A 22,321-nucleotide genomic window follows, 5' to 3' on the forward strand; every position below is an offset into this window, starting at 1 on the left:
ACGCCGAAGCCGAGAAACCTATGACAACTCGGAAGGCGTACCGGGCCGCACATCCTGCGGTGGAAGCCAGTGGGTGCTGTAGTCGCGTTCGATGTTCGCGGCGCCTGACTTGCTGAAACGGAGGGGGCGACGCGGCTTCGTCCAGCTGACGTATGCCGTCTGGCTTGGTCGCAGCCCGCGACTTCGAGCCCATTGGTGGAAGACTCGCATCGCGGTGCTGATCTTGGGCAGGCTCGCCTCCACCACCTGCTCGAGGAAGGCGACGCGCCCTCGCCGCCACTCCTCGACGTCCGCAGGCCCCAGCCAACCAGTCGCGAGCAACGCGTCGACCGCCGTCACGTAGCCGCTCCGCGACAGCGCCGCTTCGCCTGCCGCGGCGATCTTCTTGTGCAGCTTCGCTGCGTTCCGCGGGTCCATCGATCTCCTTCCGCCAAGGCTCGCCCCAATCAAGACGGAGCGCGCCGACACCTGAAGGCGAGTCAGGACCTGAGACGGAACAGAATCTCTCCGGCGTTCGGTACGACGAGCGTGTCAGGATCGCGGGCCCATTCGTCGGGGTCGATGCTCGCCGGGTCGCGGTAGGCCAGGCCCAGCGCCCGCGTCCGGGCCTCGTCCATCCCGGTCGCCAGCGTCACGGTGACCCGGCAGCGCTCCTCCCCAAGCACCGGGTCATACGTACCTCCGCCCCGCAGGTGGGTCGAGTGGGCGAGAACCGAGCGCGAGACGTCCCCGAACCGCTCCCACTGGCCGGTGAAGTAATCGCGGCAGTGGTAGCCGATCTTCTCGATCTCCGCGCCGTGCGTCCGGCTGACCTCGGTGACCTGCGGCGCGTACAGCACAACCTCGCCGCCGTCGGCGACCACCGGCTCGACCTTGAACATCCCCTTCGCCGCGGTCCACAGCTCGTCGTACCGGCCAGCCACCAGCGAGAGCACCCGGCGGACCGGGCGGTCGAGGTAGCGCACGTGGGTCTGCGCCGAGACCCCTGCCGACGCGGCCCACGCCTCCTCGGGCGTCCCGAACGCCAACGAATGCAGGCCGGTGCTCATCGTCGCGTTCGGCTCCTCGTTGAGCCGCTCATGAGATCCCGACGCCACGACGGCCGCAAGACACAACCGCTCGGACGGGATCAGGCTCGCCGCCCGGTCGATCACCGCGCGTACCGGCGTCACTCCCGGGGTCCCGATGATCTCGGCGTTCGTGATCAACGCGCCCAGCCAGTGCGACAGGTCGATGACCTCGCGGCCCGCGACCCCGGGGAAGAAGTACTTGTTGCCGCCGGAGAAGCCCACCACCTCGTGCGGGAAGACCGGCCCCACGACGAGCACAACATCGTGATCGACGACGTGCCGGTTGACCCGCACCACGACCGGCTCGTCGAACCTCCCCTCCGAAAGCTCGGCCACGTCTGGTGCGGGGATCTCCCCGACCACCGTGAGCGCCTCCGGGACCCACCACTCATGGTTGACCACCGTGGTGCCGGGATAGGTCTCCGCCAGCCGGCCCGGACGGTAGCCGAGGTGGGTGGCCAGCTGTGTCTCGTCCATCGGCGCGTGGGTGCCGAGCGCGATGAGCACGGTGAGCCGGCTGACCCGGCCGTGCACCGCCCCGTGTACGGCGCCCAAGAGGAGCGGCAGTGGGCAGGTGCGCGTGGAGTCAGGAACGACGACGCACAGGCTGCGCCCCTCCAACGGCACCGAACGCAAGGCATCGTTGACGAAGCGCCGCGCCTCCTCCGGCATCACGTCCTGACCCGGACCGCCCACCTGCTGCACTGCCACGACTCACCCACTTCAGTCGCTGATCTCACGGAGATACGCGAGATTGTCCCGCACCCGCTCCTCGAGCGGGACCTCGGTCGAGAAATCCTCCACCGACACCCACCCGTCGTACCCGTGTTCCTTGAGCGCCGCGAAGAGCGCGGGCAGATTACCGACGCCGTGCCGCATCGGCGCCCACTCCCAGCTCCAGTCGGTACGGTTGGCGCCCTCGACCGGCTTCGCCACCGGCGCGGCGTTCTTGACGTGGACGTGGGCCAGGTGGTCACCGAGGATCTGCAGGCTCCACGGGTCGTACTCATAGCCCTCGCGCAGCATGTTGCCGACGTCGTGGATGACGCCGACGTGTGCCGGGTCGAAGCCCTCGACGAACCTCGCCGCCGCCGAGGCGCTGGAGGTCAGCGACTGGTGGTGGAGCTCGATCAACGCCTTCACGCCGTACTGCTGGGAGAGTTCGGCGATCGTGCGGTACTCCTTACGGCGTTGCTCGAACGCCGCGTTGTAGCCCTCCGGCCCGGGCTTCCCGACCGGCACCCGCATCTGCGTCACCCCGAGCGCGGCGGCACCACGCATCAGGCGTTCGACGTCCGCCACCTCATCGCACCGGGCGTACGCGCCGATCGAGGGGATGCCGAGGCCGGCCTGCTTGGTGATCTCCTTGATCCGGGGTACGTCGTCCTCGAACGACGACAGCGGCCAGGTGCACTTGTTGCCCTGCCAGAAGCCGCTCGCACCCGACGGCGGCTGCTGGTCGACGACCCGCCACTCGACGCCGTCCCAGCCCTGTTCGGAGAGCTTGGTGACCGCCTCCTCCGGCGTCCACTCGGGCAGGCTCGCGGTGAAGACGGCGAACTTCATGAGGTCAGCTCCTTGATCTTCACCGGGGCCTGCCGGCGCGCGGACTCGTAGATGCCGCGGATGAGCGCGAGCGTCTGCGTCGCGTCCGCGACGGTGACCAGCGGCGGGCGCCCCTCGTCGACGGCGTTGAGGAAGTCCACGAACTGCGTCGTGTGGGAGGTGGCGCTGATCCCGGCCACCTTCGGGCCGGTGTCCTCCTTCTCCTCGGCGTGGCCGCTCGCGGCGAGGACCGCCTCGGCCTGGTTGGCCTGCCCGCCTGCGCCGTAGGCGTACTCCTCGGCATCGTCGCCGGCCGCGTGGAAGTAGGTGAGCTTGTTGTGGTCGACCACCGCGGAGCCCCGGTCGCCGTGCACGTGGATCTTGGTGGTGAGTCCGGGGTACGCCGCGGTCGTACCATGCACGACACCCAGCGCACCGCTCGCGAATCGCACGGTCGCCACCGCGGTGTCCTCGACCTCGATCCGCTCGTGCGCGAGGCGACCGGTCCACGCGTAGACCTCGACCGGCTCGCCCATGAACCACGCGAGCAGGTCGATGGTGTGGATCCCTTGGTTCATCAGGGCGCCGCCGCCGTCGAGCGCCCAGGTGCCGCGCCAGTCACCGGAGTCGTAGTAGGCCTGGCTGCGCCACCACGACATGATCGCGTTGCCGGAGGTGAGCCGGCCGAACTTCCCCGCCTTCACCGCCTCGTGCACGATCAGGCTCGCGGGGTCGTAGCGGTGCTGGCTCACCACCATCGCCGTACGATCCGAACGCTTCTCGGCCTCGGCCACCCGGCGGGCCGCCTCGAGATTGACGTCCAGCGGCTTCTCGATGATCACATGCTTGCCGGCGTCGAGCGCGGCGACCGCGGCATCGGAGTGCTGACCGCTGGGCGTGGCGATCGTCACCGCGTCCACGTCGGCGCGCGCGAGCACCTCCTTCAGGGCGGTGGACGCCTCGATACCGAGCTGTCCGGCCAGTTCCTGCGCCCGCTCGGGAATCGTGTCCACCACCACGGCCAGTTCGGCCCGCGGGCTCAAGGACTGGATGGTCTGGGCGTGGGTGCGACCGATCACCCCGGCGCCGATCACTGCGAATCGCATTTGTGCCCCTTCTGTCGTCCCTCGGACGGTGTCTCGACCTGGGCCCGGCCCGGAATGATCACGTATACGTGGTCATTACCTGCCTCACATGGCATCGATGCCATGCGAGGCGGGTAATGACCACGTTTACGTGATCATTCCGCCGGTCAGGCTGGCGTTTGCCGGTGCCGCTTCGGGCACCTCACTGGTAGGGGATGCTTTCGGCGTCGAGGAGACCGGTGAAGGCCCGGGTCGCCTTGGCGAAGAGCTCAGGGCCGGAGAAGCCGCCGGACTCCCCCATGTAGGCAAGGTGCGGCTCCATCGAGAAGTAGCTGTCGAAGCCGTCGGCGCGCAGCGCGCGGATCGTCTCCGGGATCTCGCCGTCGCCCTCACCTGCCGGCACCACCCGGCCCTCGGCCGCCAGTGCGTCCTTGATCTGCAGGTAGTCGATGTAGGGCCGCAGGCTCGCGAACCCGTCGGTGAACGGCGCGACGTCGCACAGCACGAAGTTCGCGGGATCCCAGACGAGCCGCAGCTTCTCCGACCCGACGGACTCCACGATGTCGAGGCAGCGGGACGGGATGTCGCCATAGATCTTGCGTTCGTTCTCGTGGGCGAGCACGACGTCCTGGTCGCCGACCCGGGCCGCGAGCGCGGACAGCCGGCGCAGCACCTCGTCGCGGTGCTTGGCGGGGTCGTCGCCGTCGGGCATCCAGAACGAGAAGATCCGGATGTACGGCGCCGCCAGCTCGCGGGCGACCCAGAGGGCCCGGTCGAAGCGCGCCAGGTGCTCGTCGAAGTCGTCGTGGATGCCGACCTTGCCGATGGGGGACCCCACCGCGGACAAGGCGATGCCGTACTGCTCGAGAAGCCGCTTGAGCTCGGCGATCTGGTCGTCGTCGAGGTCGAGGACGTTGGTCCCCCAGGCGCTGCGGAACTCGACGTACCGGATGCCGAGCTCGTTCAGAGTCTGGAACTGCGTGTGCGGGTCAGGGTCGATCTCGTCGGCGAATCCGGAGAGGGTCCACATCGTGGTTTACGGCTCCTCAGTTCTCTCGTCCGGTCGAGCCTGCGGGGGACCACGCGCGCGCCCGCGGAGCCCCACAGCACTGACCCAACGTCCGGCGACGCTGGACACACGACCGGTTGTGGCAACTATGGCAACCGGTTGCCAAACCTTGTCAAGGGGGCGACACTGAGCCGTCCGGGACCGGCTCAGTTCGTACGCCGAAACTCACGCAGAGGAGGGCAGGTGGCCGCACGCGACCAACAGCGCGCGCCGACGATCCACGACGTCGCCGCCCGCTGTGGAGTCGCCGCCTCCACCGTGTCCCGTGCGTTCTCCCGTCCCGAACGCGTGAACGCCGCCACCCGGCAACGCATCCTCGACACCGCCGAGCAGATGGGCTACCAGCCCAACCCGATCGCCCGCGCGCTCCCGTCCGGCCGGACCCGGACGCTCGGCCTGCTGGTGCCCGACATCACGAACCCGTTCTTCCTCGACCTCATTCGCGGGGCGGAGCGCGCCGCCGCCACGGCCGGCTACACCCTCGTCCTGGCCGACACCGAGGAGTCCAGCGACACGGAGACGACTGTCGTCGACCGGCTCGCCGGCGCCGTCGACGGGTTCGTCCTCGCCTCCTCCCGCCTGTCGGACTCCCGCCTGCGCGCGGCGTACGCCAGGAAGCCGCTGGTGGTCGTCAACCGGCGGGTGCCACCGGTGCCGGGCGTACTCATCGACAGCGCCCAGGGGACCCGGCAGGCCGTCGAGCATCTCGCGTCGCTCGGCCATCGCCGGATCGCCTACCTCGCGGGGCCGCGCGCATCGTGGTCGGACGCGCGGCGCTGGCGGGCGTTGCAGACCGTGGCCCGCCGGCGGGGGCTCCACGCCGTCCGCATCGGTCCGCTGGCCCCGACGGTCGACGCCGGCGTCGCCGGTGCCGACGCGGTGCTCCTCGAGGACGTCACCGCGGTCGTGACGTTCAACGACCTGCTGGCGATCGGCGTCCTGCGACGGCTCCGCGCCCGCGGTATCGACGTACCCCACCAGATCAGCGTGGTCGGCTGCGACGACATCTTCGGCGCCGACTTCTGCCATCCCCCACTGACGACACTCACCGCACCGATCGAGGCCGCCGGCCGCACGGCCGTCGACCAACTGCTCGGGCTGCTCGACAACAGCGCGGCGCCACGCCGCGACATCGTCCTTCCCACCCGGCTGACCATCCGGGACAGCACCTCCGAGGCGCCCACCCGCCTGCGGCAGGAAGTAACTGGATGAGCCAGCACTCGCACGACCCGCACGGCCCCCTCACCCACCAGCGGAGGCGATCGTGATCAAACTGAGTTTCAGCACACTCGGCTGTCCGCAGTACACCCTCGACCAGGTAGTCGCGACGGCTACCGAAAGCGGCTACGACGGCGTCGAGCTGAGGTTCCTGCGCGGCGAGGTCGCTCTGGAGAAGCTCCCGGAGTTCTCACCGGCGGGCATCAAGGAGACCCGGCGCAAGCTCGACGACGCCGGCATCGAGGTCGCCTGCCTCGACACGAGCGTGCGGTTCACCTCGCCCGACCCGGCCGAGCGGGCCGCACAACACCAGGCTGCCCGCACCTACACGTGGATCGCGAACGAGCTCGGCGCGCCGTACATCCGGGTGTTCGGCGGCGCCGTACCCGACTCCTCGCCCGACCGGGAGGACACGACCAGACGGATCGCCGAAGGCCTCGCCGAGGCCGCCGCGGCCAGCCGAGCGGAGGGCGTCACGACGGTCCTCGAGACCCACGACAGCTTCTGCACCGCCGCGCAGATGAGCGAGCTGCTGTCGTACGCACCGAACGACGATCTCGCCATCCTGTGGGACGTCCTGCACTCCTACCGCACCGGCGAGGCGCTGGAAGATACCTGGCGCGGCCTCGCCGACCGGATCCGGCACGTCCACATCAAGGACTCCGCGCGCTACTCCCCTACCGGGTTCGACCTCCAGCTGGCTGGCGAGGGCAGCATGCCCCTCGCGGAGGTGGTCGACCTGCTCGCGAAGGAGGGGTACGACGGGTACGTCAGCGTCGAGTGGGAGAAGGCCTGGCACCCAGAAATCGAGGAGCCGGACGTGGCCCTCCCGCAGTACGCGGCGTACCTGAGGAACCTCCTGCCGCGGTGAGCGCGGTGAGCGCCCCGAGCCAGTCGCCGAGCGACACCCCGCGCACGCCTGCCCGTACGACGAGCCACGACGACCCAGGAGAAAGGATCGGATGAGCGAGATCGAACTCCACCCCGACCGGCTGTTCCCGACCGAACCCGCGCTGCGATCGATCGCCCGCCGGTTGTACGACCAGGTGGCGGACCTGCCGATCATCTCGCCGCACGGTCACGTCGAGCCCTCGCTCCTGGCGGACGACGAGCCGTTCGGCGACCCGGCCAACCTCCTCGTCGTACCCGACCACTACGTCACCCGGCTCCTCCACGCCCACGGGGTGTCGCTGGACCGCCTCGGCGTGCCGCCCGGAAAGCCGCGGGTCGAGGTGGATCCGCGCGAGATCTGGCGTACCTTCTGCGCGCACTGGTGGGCCTTCCGGGGCACGCCCTCGCGCTACTGGCTGGAGTCCGAGCTCGTGGAGGTGTTCGGGGTCCACCTGCGCCCGTCGGCCGAGACCGCCGACGCGCTCTTCGACCAGCTGACCGAACGCCTCGCCGAACCCGCGTTCCGGCCGAGGGCGTTGTTCGAACGCTTCAACATCGAGGTGCTGGCCACCACCGACGACCCGGCCAGCGACCTCAACCACCACCAGCGCCTGGCCAACGACCCCGCGTGGAAGGGCCGGGTGGTCCCCACGTTCCGGCCCGACGCCTACCTCGATCCCAACCGCGATGACTGGGCGCGCTCGGTGGCGCGGCTCGGCGAGGCGAGCGGCCTCGACACCACCACCTATGCCGGGTACATCGCCGGGCTGGAGCAACGCCGGGCGTACTTCAAGCAGCACGGCGCGACCGCCACCGACCACGGCCACTACGACGCCGGCTCGGCGCCGCTCGAAACCTCCGAAGCCGAGCGGATCTTCGCCGCCGCGCTGCAAGGCGCCGCCACTCCTGAGGAAAGCACGGCCTTCCGCCGGCACATGCTGACCGAGATGGCCCGGATGGCCTGCGACGACGGTCTCGTCATGCAGCTGCACCCGGGAGTCCTTCGCGACCACCACACCGCCACCTTCGAGGCGTATGGCCGCGACGTCGGATGCGACATCCCCGTGGTGACGGAGTACACCCGGGCGCTGCGCCCGCTGCTGGAGAGGTACGGCACGCACCCGAACTTCCGGATGGTGCTCTTCACGGTCGACGAGGACGTCTTCTCCCGTGAGATCGCGCCGCTGGCCGGGTTCTACCCGTCGGTGTTCGTGGGAGCGCCGTGGTGGTTCATCGACACACCGGACGCGATCATCCGGTTCCGTGCGGCGGTGACAGACACGGTCGGCTTCCACAAGACGGCCGGCTTCGTGGACGACACCCGCGCCTACTGCTCGATCCCGGTCCGCCACGACATGGCCCGCCGGCTTGACTGCGGGTACCTCGCGAAGCTGGTCGCCGAGCACCGTCTGCCCGAGGACGAGGCGGCCGAGACCGCCCGCGACCTCGCCTACCACCTGCCCGCCTCGACCTTCCAGGTGTCTTGACGTCCTCCCCGGTGTGAACACCCGGGGATGCCAACCGATCGTTCCTATGTGGAGAGGAGGACAGGTTGAGGTTCGCGGTTCACCGGCTCACCCGGCGGCGGGCCTTCCCGCGCAGTCACGGCACGCCCTGCCGCGATGTTGCGTGCCGCGTTGACGTCAGCATGGGCTGCGTGCCCGCAGGCGCGACAGACGAAGACCGCTTGGCTCTGACGGTTCTTCGCGTCGCAATGCCCGCAGGCGTTGCAGGTCTGAGACGTGTACGCGGGGTTGATCTTCTCCACCCGGCCAGGAGCCTTCTGCTCCAGCCGGGTCACCAACCGACCCCACCCAGCCGCATAGATGGACCGGTTGAGTCCAGCTTTGGCCCGCACGTTCGTCCCGGGCACCTGCATGGTGCCGTGCGCCGAACGGACCATGTGCCGGATTCTCAGGTCCTCCACCCGGATCACATCGAACCGGCGTGCCAACTCGGTGGAGGTCTTCTCCACCCAGTCCTTACGGCGGTCGGTCTCACGTGCCCTGATCCGCGCGATCGCGGCCTTGACGTCAGCTCGCCGCTTCGAGCCACGACTGGCACGCGACAGTCTTCGTTGCAGCCGCAGCAGACGCCTCGCCTCGGTCTCGCGCAAACCAGGTACGGACAGCCGTTCACCCGAGGACAGGGCAGCGGAGGTGGCGACACCGCGGTCCACGCCCACGACCGCACCCGTCCCAGGTGCGGGGACCGGCTGGGGGACCACGGCGAACGCCACATGCCAGCGGCCAGCCCGGTCCCGGGCGACCCGAAACGATTTGACTCCATCAGGGACCTGGCGGGACCAGCGGAACCGCACCCAGCCGACCTTCGGAACCCACATCTCGCCGGTCTTGCGGGACACCCGCCGCACATCCCACTGCTTGCCGCGCTTCCCGACGATCCGGAACCCCTCATGCCGTCCGGCTTTACGCCACGTCGGCCTGCGATGCGTCCCAGCGAAGAAGTTCGCCGTCGCCTGGGCGAAGTCCCGCAATGCCTGCTGCTGCACCGTCTGCGACCCCGCCGCCAGCCACCCGAACGCCTTCCTCGCCTCGGTCAGCTGGCGGGACTGCTCCACATAGCCCGGCGCGCTCGACCGCCCAGGCCGCCAATGCTGATGCTGCTCACACGCGAGGTTCCACACGAACCGGGCGTGTGCGCAGTGCCCCAGCAACATCCGCTCCTGAGCGGGCGTGGGCACAAGACGAAACCGCATCCGAGCACGCTATCGGCCGCCACCGACATCCCAAGGAGGAAGCGGCGTCTCCCCGGTCTGAAGGCCAGGGTCTCCATGCCGCGCATTAGATGAAGCCTCTGAACCGCGTGGCGGCGCCTTCGGCCGGCCCCGCCGCCCCCATCCGTTCGGTCCACCTCGGCCTCGGCGCGTTCTTCCGCGCCCACCAGGCGTGGTACACCCATGTCGCGAACGCCGGAGCCGGCGAGCCCACCGGGATCGCGGCGTTCACCGGGCGCCGCCCGGACGCGGCGGTCCCGCTGCGCGCGCAGGATGGCCTCTACCACCTGCTCGTCCGCGGCCGTGACGGCGACCGCACCGAACTCGTGGCGAGCCTGTCGACCGCGTACGACGGCGCCGACGTCGAGGCCTGGCAGCAGGTGATCGCCTCGCCGGAGGTCGCCGTGGTGACCCTGACCGTCACCGAGGCGGGATACCGCCGCGGCCCGGGCGGTGGACCCAACCTCGGCGATCCAGCGGTGGCCGACGACCTGCTCCGGCTCCGGCTCCGGGCCGGCGCCGTTGACATGACGACGGTGCCCGGCCGGCTGGTCGCGGGGTTCGCCGCGCGGCGGGCCGCCGACGCAGGACCCCTCGCCATCGTCCCGTGCGACAACCTCATCGACAACGGCCCGGCCGTGCGCCGGGTGGTCACAGAACTCGCGGCCGCGGTCGATGCCCGACTGGCCGAATGGGTGGGCGGCAACGTGTCGTTCGTCTCGACGACCATCGACCGCATCACGCCGGCGACCACCCCAGAAGACCGGGAGGTGGTCGCGGAGCTCACCGGCTACGCCGACGCGAGCCCGGTCGTGACCGAACCCTTCACCGAGTGGGTGCTGGCCGGTGACTTCCCCGCGGGTCGGCCTGAGTGGGAACGCGGTGGCGCGCGGTTCGTCGACGACGTGAAGCCGTTCGAGCAGCGCAAGCTGTGGTTGCTCAACGGCGCGCACTCGCTTCTGGCGTACGCGGGACCGACCCGCGGGCACACCACCGTGGCCGAGGCGATCGGTGATCCGGTCTGCCGGTCCTGGGTCGAGGAGTGGTGGGACGAGGCGGCCCGCCATCTCCCGCTGTCGGCGGAAGACGTCGGGCGCTACCGCGCCGATCTGCTGGAGCGGTTCGCCAACCCGCGGATCCGGCACAACCTCGCGCAAATCGCGATGGACGGCTCACAGAAGCTGCCGATCCGGGTGCTCCCGGTACTGACCCGCGAACGGGCGAACGGCGCGCTCCCGCCGGCAGGTATCAGGGCCCTGGCCGGGTGGATCGCCCACCTGCGCGACGGCACCACGGTGCGCGATCCGCGCGGGGCCGAGCTGGTGGCCGCCGCGACGGCCAGCGCTCCCGTGGCGGCGCGCAAGATCCTCGCCTTCCTCGAGCCGAAGTTGGGCGAGGACACCGAACTCGTGCGCGCGGTCGCGGACACCTACCGGGAGCTCGTCGGCTGACGCTGCCGGAGTGTGCTTCGTCCGGAGCGGCGCAAGGGGTGCTTGCGGGTGTGCAAGCACCCCTTGCGTACGCCTCCGGCATGTCTGTTGCCCTTGCGATCACAAGAAATGTCACGACATGTAATATCGCTGCGACACTGCGTCGGCATTGCCCCAGCCCCTGGCGATCCCGCATCACTGCAACGACCCAGGAGCCCGGCAAATGACGCCTTCGCTGTTCGCGTTCCGCGCCCCGGATCGCTCGTACGCCTTCGATTTCACCGGATCGGCTGCCGGAGGTGTGTCGTACCCCCAGAGGTGGTCGGCGCGCACCTTCGGGGAGATCGAGACGTCCGGGACGGCCTGATGCCGACGAAGCAGGCACAGCGTACGAACGACAACGACACTCCCGTGGAATACGCGCCCTGGGCTGGTGCCGAGCAAACGGCCTGGCCAGCCCCCGAATCCAGCAATACGCCCGGCCGGCACCGCCTGCCACACTCCCCCGTCCGGCCGCCGACGGCGGCTCTGGTCTCGGGCTTCGTCTACCTGCTCACCGCTGGCCGGATGAGCACCTCGAACTCCCGGCGCACCATCGGCCGGCGAGGTTTCCTGACCGCACGCCGAGGCATCCTCAAACGCCTACGGATCATGTAGATGCGAACCTGGTGGAGGTTGCCCACGCGGGGAAACCTCCACCAGGTTGAGCGCGAAGCGGTCGGCGGCAACGGCCGGGCTCTGACTCAGAACGTCGTCGACAGGTCGAGCGCCTGGCCGGTGCGCGCCGATTCGGCCACCTTCAGCATGATCTCCAGGGCATGGCGGCCATGCTCAGCACTCAGAACCGCCCGCTGGCCCGACCACACCGAGTCGACCAGGTGGTCCACCAGCACCGCCCGGTTCAGCTTGTCGAACCACTCCTGCCGCCCGCTCAGCCCCCAACCGCCCGGGGTCACCCATCCGTCCAGCCCGGGCAGCGCATCGGTGCGATAGACCTCCAGCGGCCCATCCCCGGCGGCACTTCCGTCACGGATGTTCAGCACACCCCTGCGGCCGAACATCTCGATCTTGGGGCTCTTCGCCGCGTGCACGTTGAAGGTTCCGTCCACGACCGCGAACGTCGCGCCGCCGAAGTCGAGCATGAACAGCGTGTTGTCGTCGGCCGTCACGTCGATGGTCTTGCCGGCGAACGGCCCACCGCGCACCACCCGGGTGGCCTCGGTGATGCCGGAGAACGCGACGACGCGTTCGGCCGGACCAAGCAACGCCGTGATCTCGTGGATGCCGTAGACACCCATGTCCAGAAGCGGACCGCTGCCCAGCTGGTAGAACCACGTCGGGTCGGCCGGCCAACCGAACGGGCTACCGCCAGGACCAGCGTGGGAGCTACGCACCCGTGCGAACGTGACCTTCCCGATCGTCCCCTCGTCGAGGAGTCGACGCGCCTCCTGGTAGGCCGGGAACAACGCGTCCGGCGGCGAACACACCACCGTCAGCCCCTGCGCCGCGGCGATCTCCACGATCGCGTCCGCGTCCTCCATCGTGGTCGCGAGCGGCTTCTCGGTCGCCAGGTGCTTGCCCGCCCGGAGGATCTTCAACGACGTGTCACCGTGGAAGGTGATCGGTGTCAGGTTGACCACCGCGTCGAGCTCGGATCCCTCCAGCATCGCGTCAAGAGTGGAGTAGACGTCGGGAATGCCGAACTCCTTCGCGGCTTCCCGTGCCCGCTCCACCACCGGGTCGGCGATCGCCACCACGGTCGCCTTTTCGGGGATCCACTTCAGGTTGGGGAGAACGCCGTAACCGGTCGTGGCGATCATCCCCGCGCCCAACACGCCGATCCGAAGCGGACTCCGCTCCTGTGCGCCCAGCTCCTCGGCTCCCTGCTGTGACATGTGCCAGCCCTCCGCCAGATGCTCAGCTGATCGTTTACCTGTGGCAGGTTTCCTTCACCCTGTCATGCCCGAAGGGTCGTTGTTACCGTCGCTGCCTAATGCGGACGGTGGAGTCAACGGATCTGCCAGTGCCGCCCGGCGGCGACGTTGCGAGCTCACCGGTCAGCAGGCGCGCACAACCCCTGACACGGAACATCCTGTGGAGAGGAAGCGCCCAGCATGGCGGGGTCGGCAGGCGAACGGCCTCACCGGCACGAACGGCGCGATGAGCCAGGACGTCCGCCTACCTGGTGAGGACTTTGCCCAGGAAGGTCTGGACCCCTTCGGTGACGGCTCTGGAGCGCGGGGAGTGGAACATGTCTGTGAGGGCGGTCTGCGCGGCGAGGTAGGCGCCGGCCGAACCACCTGCGATGACGATCGTGTGCGGGTCGGCGCCGTAAGGGCGCGCGTGGTCATGCACCCAGGTGATGATCTTCCTGATGTCCCTGAGCTGGTCGAGGCGGCTGGCGGCCGGGCTGAGCCGGTAGTTGGCGCTGATGCACAGCCAGCCGGAACGCGCGAGGTGGTGGATCAGCCGCAGGGATTCCTGGCTCTTGCGGCCGCGAGAGAACCGACCGCCGGGTAAGTGGATGAAGACCGGCCGGCCGCTGCCACGGGTGCGGTGGTGGTAGAGGTCGAGGGTGTTGCGCTTGGCGTCGGCGTAGCGGAGGTTCGGTATTCGCCGCACGTCGAAGCGGCGGCGCAGGAATGGCCACAGCAGCATGGGCATCACCGGGACGCGCACCCGGGGTGCGTGGGGTGCGGGCCCAACTGCTCGGCCAGCGCCTGCGTGACGACGCGGCCGGCAGGCAGGGCCCGGACGGCGATGACCGTAAGCCCGCCCAATGTCATGAGGCTGATCGCGAACGCGAGCCAGCCGACCGCGGTGTTCAGGTCGCCCTGCGCGCCAGCGAGAGCGGTGGTGCCGATCAGCCAGTAGGCGGCGAGGAACGGAGCCTCGTTGACGAACCCGAGGTGGAAGAAGGCGGTTGCCGGTGGCCGTGGTGAGCGGCGCGCTGCGATCACTGCCAGGACGCACACGCCCGGGAAGGCGGCCGAGATCAGATATCCCCAGGGCATCGTGCGTCACCCGACCGGGCCGTGGCCGGTGGCCCCGACGATCGCCGCGATCGTCAGGGTTCGCTGTCGGCGGCGGGCCATCAGGGCGAAGACCGCGGTGAGTACGACGAGGTCGAGGGCGGGCCAATCGCCGCTGACATCGACACGGACCGGTCCCCTGGAGAAGGCGGGGATCCGCAGCCGGATGCGGCGGCCGTCGCGGGTCAGTTCGCCGGCGCGGTGCCCGGGACGCCAGCGGACTGGCTCGCCAGGGCCGGGCACATGCGACTGCCGCGGATGCAGCCGCACGGCCGGGTGGCTGCCGGCGTACGCGGTAACCCCGATGCGGTGGCGGTCGGTCGGCTCGAGAGTCCAGACCCGGTCGCCGATACCGATCTCGCCGCGCCGCCACGTCCACCCCGTCTGCAACGTTGCCGTGCCGAAGGCGAACGCGCCCCGCTTGCGTTGTACGAACAGCGTGGTCATCGGCTGCTCCAACGCATCCCGCCGATGACCATCGCGCCTACGGTCAGAACCATGGTTTTCGTCATGAGCCGCAGCGTGGCGCCGGAGCTGGCCTGCCCGCATCGGCCAGCGTGCGCCGCTGCCTCCTCCCAGGCGGGCCGGCGGCACCTTCTTTAGTAGGTGGTGGCTCCTCTTGGCGGCTCGGTAGCCTGCTGCCCGTGAACGCCGTGACCTGGGTGGACTTCCGGTCGAGGGCTGTCGCGACGGCGATCTCGGTGGCCGCGATCGGCGTGCTGGTGGGGTTGACGGCATGGGCGACGACCCGCTCGGAGTCGCCCGCGCTCGTCGGGGTTGATCTGGCGAGTGCCGCGTTGTCCCTGGCGACGACCGCATGGATCGTGCGGCAGCCGATCACCGGCGGCATCGTGGCGGGTCTGCTTGCGGCGGTGTCCCCGGCGGCCACACCGGTCGCGAGCTTCGCCGCGCTCTACACCGCGCGGGCGCGGCCGTTCCGCCAGGCGGTGGTGGTCGCCGTGACCGGCGCGGCGGGGCAGGCGGTGCAGGGTCTCTGGCGCCTCATGCCCGGCCTGTCCTACCAGTGGTGGCTGCTGTTGATGACAGCGGCGTACGCGGCGCTGCTGGGCTGGGGCACCTGGGCTCAGGCCCGGCGCAACCTGCTGGCGGCGCTGTGCGAACGCGCGCGCCGGGCCGAGCAGGAACAGCAGCGCAGGGTGGCCGAAGCCCGGCTGGCCGAACGCACCCGGATCGCCCGCGAGATGCACGACGTACTCGCCCACCGGCTGTCCCTGCTCGCCGCCTACGCGGGAGCGATCGAGTACCGCCCCGACTCCTCACCGCAACGGCTTACCGCGGCCGCTGCCGTCATCCGCGACAGCGCACACCTGGCGCTCGAAGAGCTTCGTGAGGTGATCACGCTCCTGCGCCGCGACGCCCCTGACGATGCGGACGATGCCGACATCGACGCGCCGGCGACGCTCACGCTTGCCGACCTGAACCGACTGATCGAGGAGGCACGAGCAGCCGGCCAGCCCATCCGGGTCGACGGCAGCCTCCACGCATCTGACGCGCCGCCGCAGATCGGCGGCACCGCGTACCGGATCGTGCAGGAGGCACTTACCAACGCGCGCAAGCACGCCCCCGGGCAGGCGGTGACTCTCGCGCTCGCCGGTGCTCCCGGCTCGCGCCTGACCATCCTCGTCCGCAACCAGACCGTGGCCCACAGCCCGACGGCACCCGGAGCCGGGACCGGGCTGATCGGCCTGGCCGAACGAGTGGGGCTCGCCGGCGGCGGCCTGACGCACGAGATCGACGCCTCCGGGCAGTTCCGGCTGTCCGCCTGGCTACCGTGGCCGGCATGACACCGATCCGCGTCCTGATCGTCGATGACGACCCGCTCGTCCGGGGCGCGATCACGATGATGCTCGACGGCGCGGACGACCTCGTGGTCGTCGGCGAGGCAGCCGATGGTACGCAAGCCCTCGCCGCGGTCGACCGGCACTCGCCCGACGTGGTGCTCATGGACATCCGGATGCCCGGCATGAGCGGCATCGCCGCGACCGAACGCATCCGCCGCCGCCCACGCCCACCCGAAGTCATCGTCTTGACCACCTTCGACACCGATGATCACATCGTCCGAGCCCTGCGCGCGGGCGCCAGCGGCTTCCTGCTCAAGGACACGCCACCGAACAAGATCGCCCAGGCGGTCCATGCCGCGTCAGCCGGTGAGCCGATCCTGTCCCCGACCGTGACCCGCCGGCTCATGCAGCAGGTCGCCTCCGGCGCCGCCGCCTACGAGCGGGCACGCGCCACGCTCGCCGCCCTCACCCCACGCGAACGCGACGTCGTCATCGCCGTCGCCCAAGGCCGCTCCAACGCCGACATCGCCACCGAGTTGGCGATGAGCCTCACCACGGTCAAGGCGCACGTCTCACACATCCTGACCAAGCTCGACCTGACCAACCGGACGCAGGTCGCCCTCCTCGCCCACGACGCCGGCCTGATCTAGCGCGCGAGCGGAACTGAAGTGGGGCCGGACGGGCTCGAACCGCCGACTCTCGCGGTGTAAACGCGATGCTCTTCCACTGAGCTACGGCCCCGGGGTCGAGGCGACAGGTTACCGGGTGCGCGAGATCAGCCGCGCAGGTCCTCCACCGCCTTGAGGTACTCGCTCACGTCGCGGGCGTCCGGAATGGCGTTGATGACGCTCCACCGGACGATGCCCGACCGGTCGACGACGAAGGTGCCCCGCACCGCGCAGCCGCGATCCTCGTCGAAGACGTCGTACGCCCGCGCGGCCGACCCATGCGGCCAGAAGTCGGACAGCAGCGGGAAGGCCAGCCCCTCCTGCTCCGCGAACACCCGCAGCGCGAACATCGAGTCACACGAGACCGCGACCAGTGCCGTGTCGTCGCCCTCGAGGCGGGGCAACTCGTCCCGGAGCACGCGCAACTCTCCAGTGCAGACGCCGGTGAACGCGAACGGATAGAAGACCACGACGACGTTCTTGGTGCCGCGGAACCCGCTGAGCCGGACCTCGGTGCCGTGCTGGTCCTTGAGCGCGAAGTCAGGCGCCTCCGCGCCGATGGTCACAGGCATACCTCTCCCTCCCCTCGTGCCGGCCCTCGTCCTGAGCCGCGTGTCGGGCGTACCGGCCCGGATCGGCCACGTGCCGGTACGACCTCCGCGCCGCCGTCGGCGGCGCGGCACCTCCACACTCTCAGCGCTGGCGAGCCCGCGGCGTCACGAGCTTGGTCCCCAACCAGTCTGGCGCGACCGACTTGCTGGTCGTCGTCGACAGTCCGGCGGTGGGAGCGGACTCCGCGATGTCACTCGCGTCGACGTACCCGTCACGACCCACCTTCGGCGTCAGCAGCCAGATGGCGCCACCGTCAGTCAGGTCCGTCTTGGTGTCGACGAGGGCATCGACCAGATCGCCGTCGTCCTCGCGCCACCAGAGGATCACCGCGTCGACCACATCGCCGTACTCGTCGTCGACCAGCTCACTTCCGGTGTGTTCTTCGATCGCTCGGCGCAGGTCCTCGTCAGCGTCATCGTCCCAGCCGAGCTCCTGCACCACCATGCCCGGCTGTAGCCCCAGCCGCTCTGCCGGCCCAGACTGGCCCTCGGCCTCGCCTGCGGTCGCACTCACGACGTAGTCCTCCTTGTCTTTAGAACCGTGCTGGCCGGTAGTCCAGCGTGCCGGCGCGTCGTACGCAAGTGCCCACGGAGTGTCGCGCGCACTCGTGGGATCACATTCTGGCGCAACCGGGACAGCCTCAGCCCTCCAGGAAGGAGAGTCGGACGTTCCGGTGTTGGTTGTCGCGGTTGGTATCCACCAGGCACACCCGCTGCCAGGTCCCAAGCTCGAGGCGCCCGTGGAGTACCGGAAGCGTGGCATAAGGGGCGAGCAACCCCGGAACCACATGGTCACGACCGTGCCCGGGTGCGCCGTGCCGGTGACGCCAACCGAAGTCAGCCGGCAGCAACGCGCCGAGGATCGCGAGCAGGTCGTCGTCACTCCCCGCGCCGGTCTCGATCAGCGCGAGCCCCGCCGTCGCGTGGGGGACGAAGACATGAAGCAGGCCGTCGCTGCCGCGGGCGGTGTCGGCGAGGAACCGCTCGCAGAGGTCCGTGAGGTCGTGTACGACCTGCTCTGGACCGGTCTGGACACCGACGACCTGGCTTCGCATTCACTCTCTCCTGGCCTTGGCCCTGCTTCTGGTAGGGCGCTGGACGACCGCATCAGGACCTGGGAACACGAGAGCCTCGTGGCCGTCATCGAACTGGACGACGTAGGGTGGGCTTCCGTCTTCGCCGCGGACCTCGACGATACGCCCCACCTTCGCGGGGTTACCGACGTGCCGCCCGTAGACGTGAAGTCGGTCACCAACCTTCGCGTGCATCACAGGCCTCCCCCGGGTAGCGATGTCACAGAGACTGCCCGCTCACAGGTTGGGTGAAAACCCTCCCGGGAGGGCCTGGCCAGACATCCCGGACCGTCGTACGCCGCTCAGAAACTTGTCGGCCGACTACGGCACGAGCACCGCCCAGCGTGACGTCCCAGCTGTCGCGGGACAATATTGGAGGACGTACAGGAGTGTCTGTGGGGCCGACCCTTATCCCCCACACCCCGAGAAAGGGATCGCCGTGGCTTCTGGAGCAGAGCGTAGGCCCATCATCACAGATGGTCTCCCCACCCAGCTCCCTGACATCGATCCAGACGAGACCCGTGAATGGATCGAGTCCCTCGACGCCGTCCTCGACGAACGTGGACAAGAGCGCGCTCGCTACCTGATGCTGCGGCTGCTCGAACGCGCCCGCGAACGCCAGGTCGGCGTGCCGGCCCTGCGGAGCACCGACTACATCAACACGATCCCGCCCGACAAGGAGCCCTGGTTCCCAGGAGACGAGCATGTCGAGCGCCGGATCCGCGCCTACATCCGGTGGAACGCCGCGATCATGGTCTCCCGGGCCAACCGCAAGGGCCTGGAGGTGGGCGGGCACATCGCCACCTACCAGTCGGCCGCGAGCCTCTACGAAGTCGGCTTCAACCACTTCTTCCGCGGCAAGGACCACCCCGGTGGCGGCGACCAGATCTTCATCCAGGGGCATGCCTCGCCGGGCATCTACGCCCGGGCCTTCCTGGAGGGCCGGCTCACCGAGCAGCACCTCGACGCGTTCCGGCAGGAGGTGTCCCACGGGGCCGGCCATGGCCTGTCGAGCTACCCGCACCCGCGGCTGATGCCCAACTTCTGGGAGTTCCCCACCGTTTCGATGGGGCTCACCGCGGTCAACGCGATCTACCAGGCGCGGTTCAACCGCTACCTACAGAACCGCGGGGTCAAGGACACCAGCCAGCAGCACGTCTGGGCGTTCCTCGGTGACGGCGAGATGGGCGAGCCGGAGTCCCTCGGCGCGATCGGGGTCGCCTCCCGCGAGGAGCTCGACAACCTCACCTTCGTCATCAACTGCAACCTGCAGCAGCTCGACGGCCCCGTCCGCGGCAATGGCAAGGTGATCCAGGAGCTCGAGTCCTTCTTCCGCGGCGCCGGCTGGAACGTCATCAAGGTCATCTGGGGCCGCGACTGGGACCCACTGCTCGCCCAGGACGTCGACGGCACGCTCGTCAACAAGATGAACACCACGCCGGACGGGCAGTTCCAGACCTTCTCGGTGGAGACCGGGGAGTACATCCGCGAGCACTTCTTCGGAGGCGACCCGCGCCTGCGCAAGATGGTCGAAGGGCTCTCCGACGACGACCTCCGCAAGCTCTCCCGCGGCGGTCACGACTACCGCAAGGTCTACGCCGCGTTCAAGGCCGCCACCGAGCACGTCGGCCAGCCGACGGTGATCCTCGCCCACACCATCAAGGGCTGGACGATCGAGGCGCTGGAGGGCCGCAACGCGACCCACCAGATGAAGAAGCTCACCAAGGACGACGTCAAGAAGTTCCGCGACCGGCTCTACCTCCCGATCTCCGACAAGGACATCGACGAGTCCGACCTGCCGCCCTACTACCACCCGGGCAAGGACTCCGACGAGATGGCCTACATGCTCGAGCGCCGGCGCCAGCTCGGCGGCGCGCTGCCCGAGCGCCGGGTCCACCCCACGCCGCTCAAGCTGCCCGGCGACCCGGTCTACAGCGAGCTGCGCAAGGGTTCGGGCAAGCAGAAGATCGCCACCACGATGGCGTTCGTACGCCTGCTCAAGGACCTCATGCGCGACAAGGAGATCGGCGCGCGCTTCGTGCCGATGGCGCCGGACGAGTTCCGCACCTTCGGCATGGACTCGATGTTCCCGACGGCGAAGATCTACGACCCGCACGGGCAGACCTACGAAGGCGTCGACCGCAAGCTGCTCCTGTCGTACAAACAGTCCGAAAAGGGCCAGCTGCTCCACGAGGGCATCAGCGAAGCCGGCGCCATGGGGTCGATGACGGCCGCGGCCACGGCGTACGCCACCCACGGCGAGCCGATGATCCCCGTCTACATCTTCTACTCGATGTTCGGGTTCCAGCGCACCGGCGACTTCATGTGGGCGCTCGGCGACCAGCTGGGACGCGGGTTCCTCATTGGGGCCACCGCGGGACGCACGACGCTGACCGGCGAGGGCCTCCAGCACGCTGACGGGCACTCCCAGCTGCTGGCGGCGACCAACCCGGCGTGTGTGGCCTACGACCCGGCGTTCGGGTTCGAGATCTCCTACATCGTCAAGGACGCCTTGCGCCGGATGTACGGCTCGACGGAGGAGCACCCGAACGGCGAGGACGTCTTCTACTACCTCACCGTCTACAACGAGCCGATCGCCCAGCCGGCCGAGCCGGAGAACGTCGACGTCGAGGGTCTGCTCCGCGGGCTCTACCTCTACGCGCCGCACTCCGGCCAGGTCGAGCGGCGCACACCGCGCGCCCAGATCCTCGCCTCCGGTGTGGGCATGCCGTGGGCGCTCGAGGCTCAGCGGATGCTGAGCGACGAATGGGGCGTCGCGACCGACGTCTGGTCGGTGACCTCGTGGAACGAACTCAACCGCGAGGCCGTCGCCTGCGAGAAGTGGAACCTCCTGAACCCCGAGGGCGATCAGAAGGTGCCGTACGTCTCGCAGAAGCTCGAGAGCGCGCCGGGTCCGTTCGTCGCGGTCAGCGACTGGATGCGAGCCGTACCCGACCAGATCTCGCGGTGGATCCCTGGCGAGTACACCTCGCTCGGCACCGACGGCTACGGCTTCGCCGACACCCGGCCCGCGGCCCGGCGGTTCTTCAACGTCGACGCACCGTCGGTCGTGGTGGCGACCCTTGCCGCACTGGCCCGGCGGGGTGAGGTGAAGCCGTCGACGGTCCGGGAGGCCTCGGAGCGGTACGCGATCGCCGACCCCACCGCCGTACGCCACGTCGCGCAGGAGGGCGGCGACGCCTGACCGGGTGCTTTCACCCGATCCGTTCAGGTCAGGCGAGCACAAGCGGAGCAAAGGGGCGGGGACTCTCTCGGGAGAGGGTCCCCGCCCCGCTCTTCGCTTTGAGCCGTGATCAGGTCCCGACCGACCTGGTCAGCTGGTCGGCGAAATCCTCGGTCGCGCGTACGACGTCGGCGAACGCCAGCACCGAGGCGACCGGGCCAGCCGGCACCTCCAGGCCGTGGTCGCCGCCCTCGATCTCGCAGACCTGGTGTCCGCTCGTCCGTGCGACCTGACCATCCCAGGTCGGGTCGGAGGTGCCACCGACCAGCAGCGTCGGCGCCGGTAGGCCGGTCACGGCCGCGCGTACGACATCCTGGTTGAGTAGGGGCGTCAGCCAGATCCCGGGAATCTGACGCTCAACCGCCACCGGGATCGCCAGGCTGCCGAGCGACTTACCGATGAGGACGAACTCGCGAGCGCGGGTCTCATGGTCCAGCGACTCGGTGACCGCCGCCCGCACCCATGCCGGCCAGTCACCCTCGCGCGGCGGTGTCCGGTCGTACCACCAGAGCTCCTGAACGGTCCATCCGCGAAGGTTGAGGGTCCGACCGGTCCAGAACAGCAGCGGCATCGCCGGGCTGTAGCCCACTCCGGGAACGACGAGGGCCACGCGAGCGGGATCGCCTTCATGGCGGGTACGGGGTCCGAATGCCACGGTTCTCCAGCCTACGAGGTCGCGCGGCTAGGGACGCGCAGCCAGCGCCGCGCGGCGCCGGCCGCAGGTGTAGGACGGCCCTAGCCGCGCGACCTCTGGTCAGTGCCGTGCTGTCGCTTGTCACGACGGTGGCTGGAGATGCCGGGCGAGGGCGGCTTGGACACCGCCCTCGCCGAGCGTTGCCTCGAGAG

At 69.5% G+C, this 22,321-nt stretch carries 24 protein-coding genes and 1 tRNA gene; 9 read left to right on the forward strand and 16 right to left on the reverse strand.

Translation table 11 applies throughout. The annotated features are described in order from the left end of the window. Positions 1–18: 18 nt before the first annotated feature. The 5 genes from B141_RS0122950 to B141_RS0122970 all read right to left on the reverse strand — a co-directional run bounded on the left by B141_RS0122950 (position 19) and on the right by B141_RS0122970 (position 4,730). A complete protein-coding gene (locus tag B141_RS0122950; RefSeq protein WP_020577531.1) occupies positions 19–417 on the reverse strand; it encodes a hypothetical protein in 399 nt (132 codons plus the stop codon). A gap of 62 nt (positions 418–479) precedes the next feature. After that, positions 480–1,781, reverse strand: a complete 1,302-nt coding sequence (locus B141_RS0122955; RefSeq protein ID WP_237742780.1) for a lactate racemase domain-containing protein — start codon at positions 1,779–1,781, stop codon at positions 480–482. 12 nt (positions 1,782–1,793) lie between these two features. Next, the gene (locus B141_RS0122960) at positions 1,794–2,636 is read right to left on the reverse strand and encodes a sugar phosphate isomerase/epimerase family protein (protein ID WP_020577533.1); all 843 of its coding nucleotides are present in this window, start codon (positions 2,634–2,636) and stop codon (positions 1,794–1,796) included. Next, a complete protein-coding gene (locus B141_RS42230) occupies positions 2,633–3,721 on the reverse strand; it encodes a Gfo/Idh/MocA family protein (RefSeq protein WP_020577534.1) in 1,089 nt (362 codons plus the stop codon). Before B141_RS42230 ends, B141_RS0122960 begins: the two co-directional genes overlap by 4 nt. A 181-nt stretch (positions 3,722–3,902) precedes the next feature. Beyond that, positions 3,903–4,730 carry a sugar phosphate isomerase/epimerase family protein gene (locus B141_RS0122970; protein ID WP_020577535.1) on the reverse strand — a complete coding sequence of 276 codons (828 nt, stop codon included), beginning with the start codon at positions 4,728–4,730 and terminating at the stop codon, positions 3,903–3,905. 222 nt (positions 4,731–4,952) lie between these two features. Here B141_RS0122970 and B141_RS0122975 point away from each other — a divergent pair, with 222 nt between their 5' ends. From B141_RS0122975 to uxaC, 3 genes are all read left to right on the forward strand, one after another. Beyond that, entirely contained in the window at positions 4,953–5,981 is a 1,029-nt protein-coding gene (locus tag B141_RS0122975) for a LacI family DNA-binding transcriptional regulator (protein ID WP_020577536.1), read from the forward strand. Between the two features lie 52 nt (positions 5,982–6,033). Continuing rightward, positions 6,034–6,858 (forward strand): sugar phosphate isomerase/epimerase family protein, encoded by an 825-nt coding sequence (locus tag B141_RS0122980; protein WP_020577537.1) that lies wholly within the window; start codon positions 6,034–6,036, stop codon positions 6,856–6,858. A 91-nt stretch (positions 6,859–6,949) separates the two neighbouring features. Further along, positions 6,950–8,365: a glucuronate isomerase gene (gene uxaC / locus B141_RS0122985; protein WP_020577538.1), complete on the forward strand. Its 1,416-nt coding sequence runs from the start codon at positions 6,950–6,952 to the stop codon at positions 8,363–8,365. Between the two features lie 44 nt (positions 8,366–8,409). Here uxaC and B141_RS0122990 read toward each other — a convergent pair whose 3' ends face one another. Then, on the reverse strand, positions 8,410–9,597 hold the full coding sequence (locus tag B141_RS0122990) for an RNA-guided endonuclease InsQ/TnpB family protein (RefSeq protein ID WP_084678458.1): 1,188 nt from the start codon (positions 9,595–9,597) through the stop codon (positions 8,410–8,412). 107 nt (positions 9,598–9,704) lie between these two features. Here B141_RS0122990 and B141_RS0122995 point away from each other — a divergent pair, with 107 nt between their 5' ends. The 3 genes from B141_RS0122995 to B141_RS0123005 all read left to right on the forward strand — a co-directional run bounded on the left by B141_RS0122995 (position 9,705) and on the right by B141_RS0123005 (position 11,702). Beyond that, positions 9,705–11,066, forward strand: a complete 1,362-nt coding sequence (locus B141_RS0122995; protein ID WP_020577540.1) for a mannitol dehydrogenase family protein — start codon at positions 9,705–9,707, stop codon at positions 11,064–11,066. Positions 11,067–11,268: 202 nt separating this feature from the next. Further along, entirely contained in the window at positions 11,269–11,412 is a 144-nt protein-coding gene (locus tag B141_RS49520; protein WP_020577541.1) for a hypothetical protein, read from the forward strand. After that, on the forward strand, positions 11,412–11,702 hold the full coding sequence (locus tag B141_RS0123005) for a hypothetical protein (RefSeq protein ID WP_020577542.1): 291 nt from the start codon (positions 11,412–11,414) through the stop codon (positions 11,700–11,702). Before B141_RS49520 ends, B141_RS0123005 begins: the two co-directional genes overlap by 1 nt. Positions 11,703–11,788: 86 nt before the next feature. On the opposite strand, the gene B141_RS0123010 is transcribed toward B141_RS0123005, so the two are convergent. From B141_RS0123010 to B141_RS0123020, 4 genes are all read right to left on the reverse strand, one after another. Next, complete coding sequence (locus B141_RS0123010) at positions 11,789–12,940, reverse strand: Gfo/Idh/MocA family protein (RefSeq protein WP_020577543.1); 1,152 nt, start codon at positions 12,938–12,940, stop codon at positions 11,789–11,791. Between the two features lie 283 nt (positions 12,941–13,223). Then, positions 13,224–13,703, reverse strand: coding sequence for an alpha/beta hydrolase (locus B141_RS45995; RefSeq protein WP_157181211.1), 480 nt, complete (start codon positions 13,701–13,703; stop codon positions 13,224–13,226). Between the two features lie 5 nt (positions 13,704–13,708). Beyond that, positions 13,709–14,059, reverse strand: a complete 351-nt coding sequence (locus tag B141_RS46000) for a hypothetical protein (RefSeq protein ID WP_020577545.1) — start codon at positions 14,057–14,059, stop codon at positions 13,709–13,711. 6 nt (positions 14,060–14,065) lie between these two features. Further along, positions 14,066–14,524, reverse strand: coding sequence for a hypothetical protein (locus tag B141_RS0123020; RefSeq protein WP_020577546.1), 459 nt, complete (start codon positions 14,522–14,524; stop codon positions 14,066–14,068). Positions 14,525–14,721: 197 nt separating this feature from the next. Here B141_RS0123020 and B141_RS0123025 point away from each other — a divergent pair, with 197 nt between their 5' ends. Together B141_RS0123025 and B141_RS0123030 are read left to right on the forward strand one after the other, a co-directional pair. Next, positions 14,722–15,882 carry a sensor histidine kinase gene (locus B141_RS0123025; protein ID WP_020577547.1) on the forward strand — a complete coding sequence of 387 codons (1,161 nt, stop codon included), beginning with the start codon at positions 14,722–14,724 and terminating at the stop codon, positions 15,880–15,882. After that, complete coding sequence (locus B141_RS0123030) at positions 15,879–16,529, forward strand: response regulator (RefSeq protein WP_020577548.1); 651 nt, start codon at positions 15,879–15,881, stop codon at positions 16,527–16,529. The genes B141_RS0123025 and B141_RS0123030 overlap by 4 nt, the downstream gene beginning before the upstream one ends. Positions 16,530–16,548: 19 nt before the next feature. Here B141_RS0123030 and B141_RS0123035 read toward each other — a convergent pair. From B141_RS0123035 to B141_RS0123055, 5 genes are all read right to left on the reverse strand, one after another. After that, positions 16,549–16,620, reverse strand: a tRNA-Val gene (locus B141_RS0123035). A gap of 34 nt (positions 16,621–16,654) precedes the next feature. Further along, positions 16,655–17,119, reverse strand: coding sequence for a peroxiredoxin (locus tag B141_RS0123040; RefSeq protein ID WP_020577549.1), 465 nt, complete (start codon positions 17,117–17,119; stop codon positions 16,655–16,657). A 121-nt stretch (positions 17,120–17,240) separates the two neighbouring features. Then, complete coding sequence (locus tag B141_RS0123045; RefSeq protein ID WP_020577550.1) at positions 17,241–17,672, reverse strand: DUF3052 domain-containing protein; 432 nt, start codon at positions 17,670–17,672, stop codon at positions 17,241–17,243. A 127-nt stretch (positions 17,673–17,799) separates the two neighbouring features. Then, on the reverse strand, positions 17,800–18,213 hold the full coding sequence (locus B141_RS0123050; RefSeq protein ID WP_020577551.1) for a YjbQ family protein: 414 nt from the start codon (positions 18,211–18,213) through the stop codon (positions 17,800–17,802). Beyond that, on the reverse strand, positions 18,214–18,426 hold the full coding sequence (locus B141_RS0123055) for a DUF1918 domain-containing protein (RefSeq protein ID WP_020577552.1): 213 nt from the start codon (positions 18,424–18,426) through the stop codon (positions 18,214–18,216). It abuts the gene before it with no gap. Between the two features lie 244 nt (positions 18,427–18,670). On the opposite strand from B141_RS0123055, the gene aceE reads away from it, so the two are divergent. Continuing rightward, complete coding sequence (aceE, locus tag B141_RS0123060) at positions 18,671–21,436, forward strand: pyruvate dehydrogenase (acetyl-transferring), homodimeric type (protein WP_020577553.1); 2,766 nt, start codon at positions 18,671–18,673, stop codon at positions 21,434–21,436. 109 nt (positions 21,437–21,545) lie between these two features. Here aceE and B141_RS0123065 read toward each other — a convergent pair whose 3' ends face one another. Beyond that, a complete protein-coding gene (locus B141_RS0123065) occupies positions 21,546–22,130 on the reverse strand; it encodes an alpha/beta hydrolase (protein ID WP_157181212.1) in 585 nt (194 codons plus the stop codon). Between the last annotated feature and the right edge of the window lie 191 nt (positions 22,131–22,321).

This window comes from Actinopolymorpha alba DSM 45243, assembly GCF_000373925.1.
Taxonomy (GTDB): domain Bacteria; phylum Actinomycetota; class Actinomycetes; order Propionibacteriales; family Actinopolymorphaceae; genus Actinopolymorpha; species Actinopolymorpha alba.

Coding starts and splice junctions, on each gene's coding strand:
- B141_RS0122950 (WP_020577531.1), bottom strand. CDS start 417: ATGGACCCGCGGAACGCAGCGAAGCTGCACAAGAAGATCGCCGCGGCA.
- B141_RS0122960 (WP_020577533.1), bottom strand. CDS start 2,636: ATGAAGTTCGCCGTCTTCACCGCGAGCCTGCCCGAGTGGACGCCGGAG.
- B141_RS42230 (WP_020577534.1), bottom strand. CDS start 3,721: ATGCGATTCGCAGTGATCGGCGCCGGGGTGATCGGTCGCACCCACGCC.
- B141_RS0122970 (WP_020577535.1), bottom strand. CDS start 4,730: ATGTGGACCCTCTCCGGATTCGCCGACGAGATCGACCCTGACCCGCAC.
- uxaC (WP_020577538.1), top strand. CDS start 6,950: ATGAGCGAGATCGAACTCCACCCCGACCGGCTGTTCCCGACCGAACCC.
- B141_RS0122990 (WP_084678458.1), bottom strand. CDS start 9,597: ATGCGGTTTCGTCTTGTGCCCACGCCCGCTCAGGAGCGGATGTTGCTG.
- B141_RS49520 (WP_020577541.1), top strand. CDS start 11,269: ATGACGCCTTCGCTGTTCGCGTTCCGCGCCCCGGATCGCTCGTACGCC.
- B141_RS0123005 (WP_020577542.1), top strand. CDS start 11,412: ATGCCGACGAAGCAGGCACAGCGTACGAACGACAACGACACTCCCGTG.
- B141_RS0123010 (WP_020577543.1), bottom strand. CDS start 12,940: ATGTCACAGCAGGGAGCCGAGGAGCTGGGCGCACAGGAGCGGAGTCCG.
- B141_RS45995 (WP_157181211.1), bottom strand. CDS start 13,703: ATGCTGCTGTGGCCATTCCTGCGCCGCCGCTTCGACGTGCGGCGAATA.
- B141_RS46000 (WP_020577545.1), bottom strand. CDS start 14,059: ATGCCCTGGGGATATCTGATCTCGGCCGCCTTCCCGGGCGTGTGCGTC.
- B141_RS0123020 (WP_020577546.1), bottom strand. CDS start 14,524: ATGACCACGCTGTTCGTACAACGCAAGCGGGGCGCGTTCGCCTTCGGC.
- B141_RS0123030 (WP_020577548.1), top strand. CDS start 15,879: ATGACACCGATCCGCGTCCTGATCGTCGATGACGACCCGCTCGTCCGG.
- B141_RS0123040 (WP_020577549.1), bottom strand. CDS start 17,119: ATGCCTGTGACCATCGGCGCGGAGGCGCCTGACTTCGCGCTCAAGGAC.
- B141_RS0123050 (WP_020577551.1), bottom strand. CDS start 18,213: ATGCGAAGCCAGGTCGTCGGTGTCCAGACCGGTCCAGAGCAGGTCGTA.
- B141_RS0123055 (WP_020577552.1), bottom strand. CDS start 18,426: ATGCACGCGAAGGTTGGTGACCGACTTCACGTCTACGGGCGGCACGTC.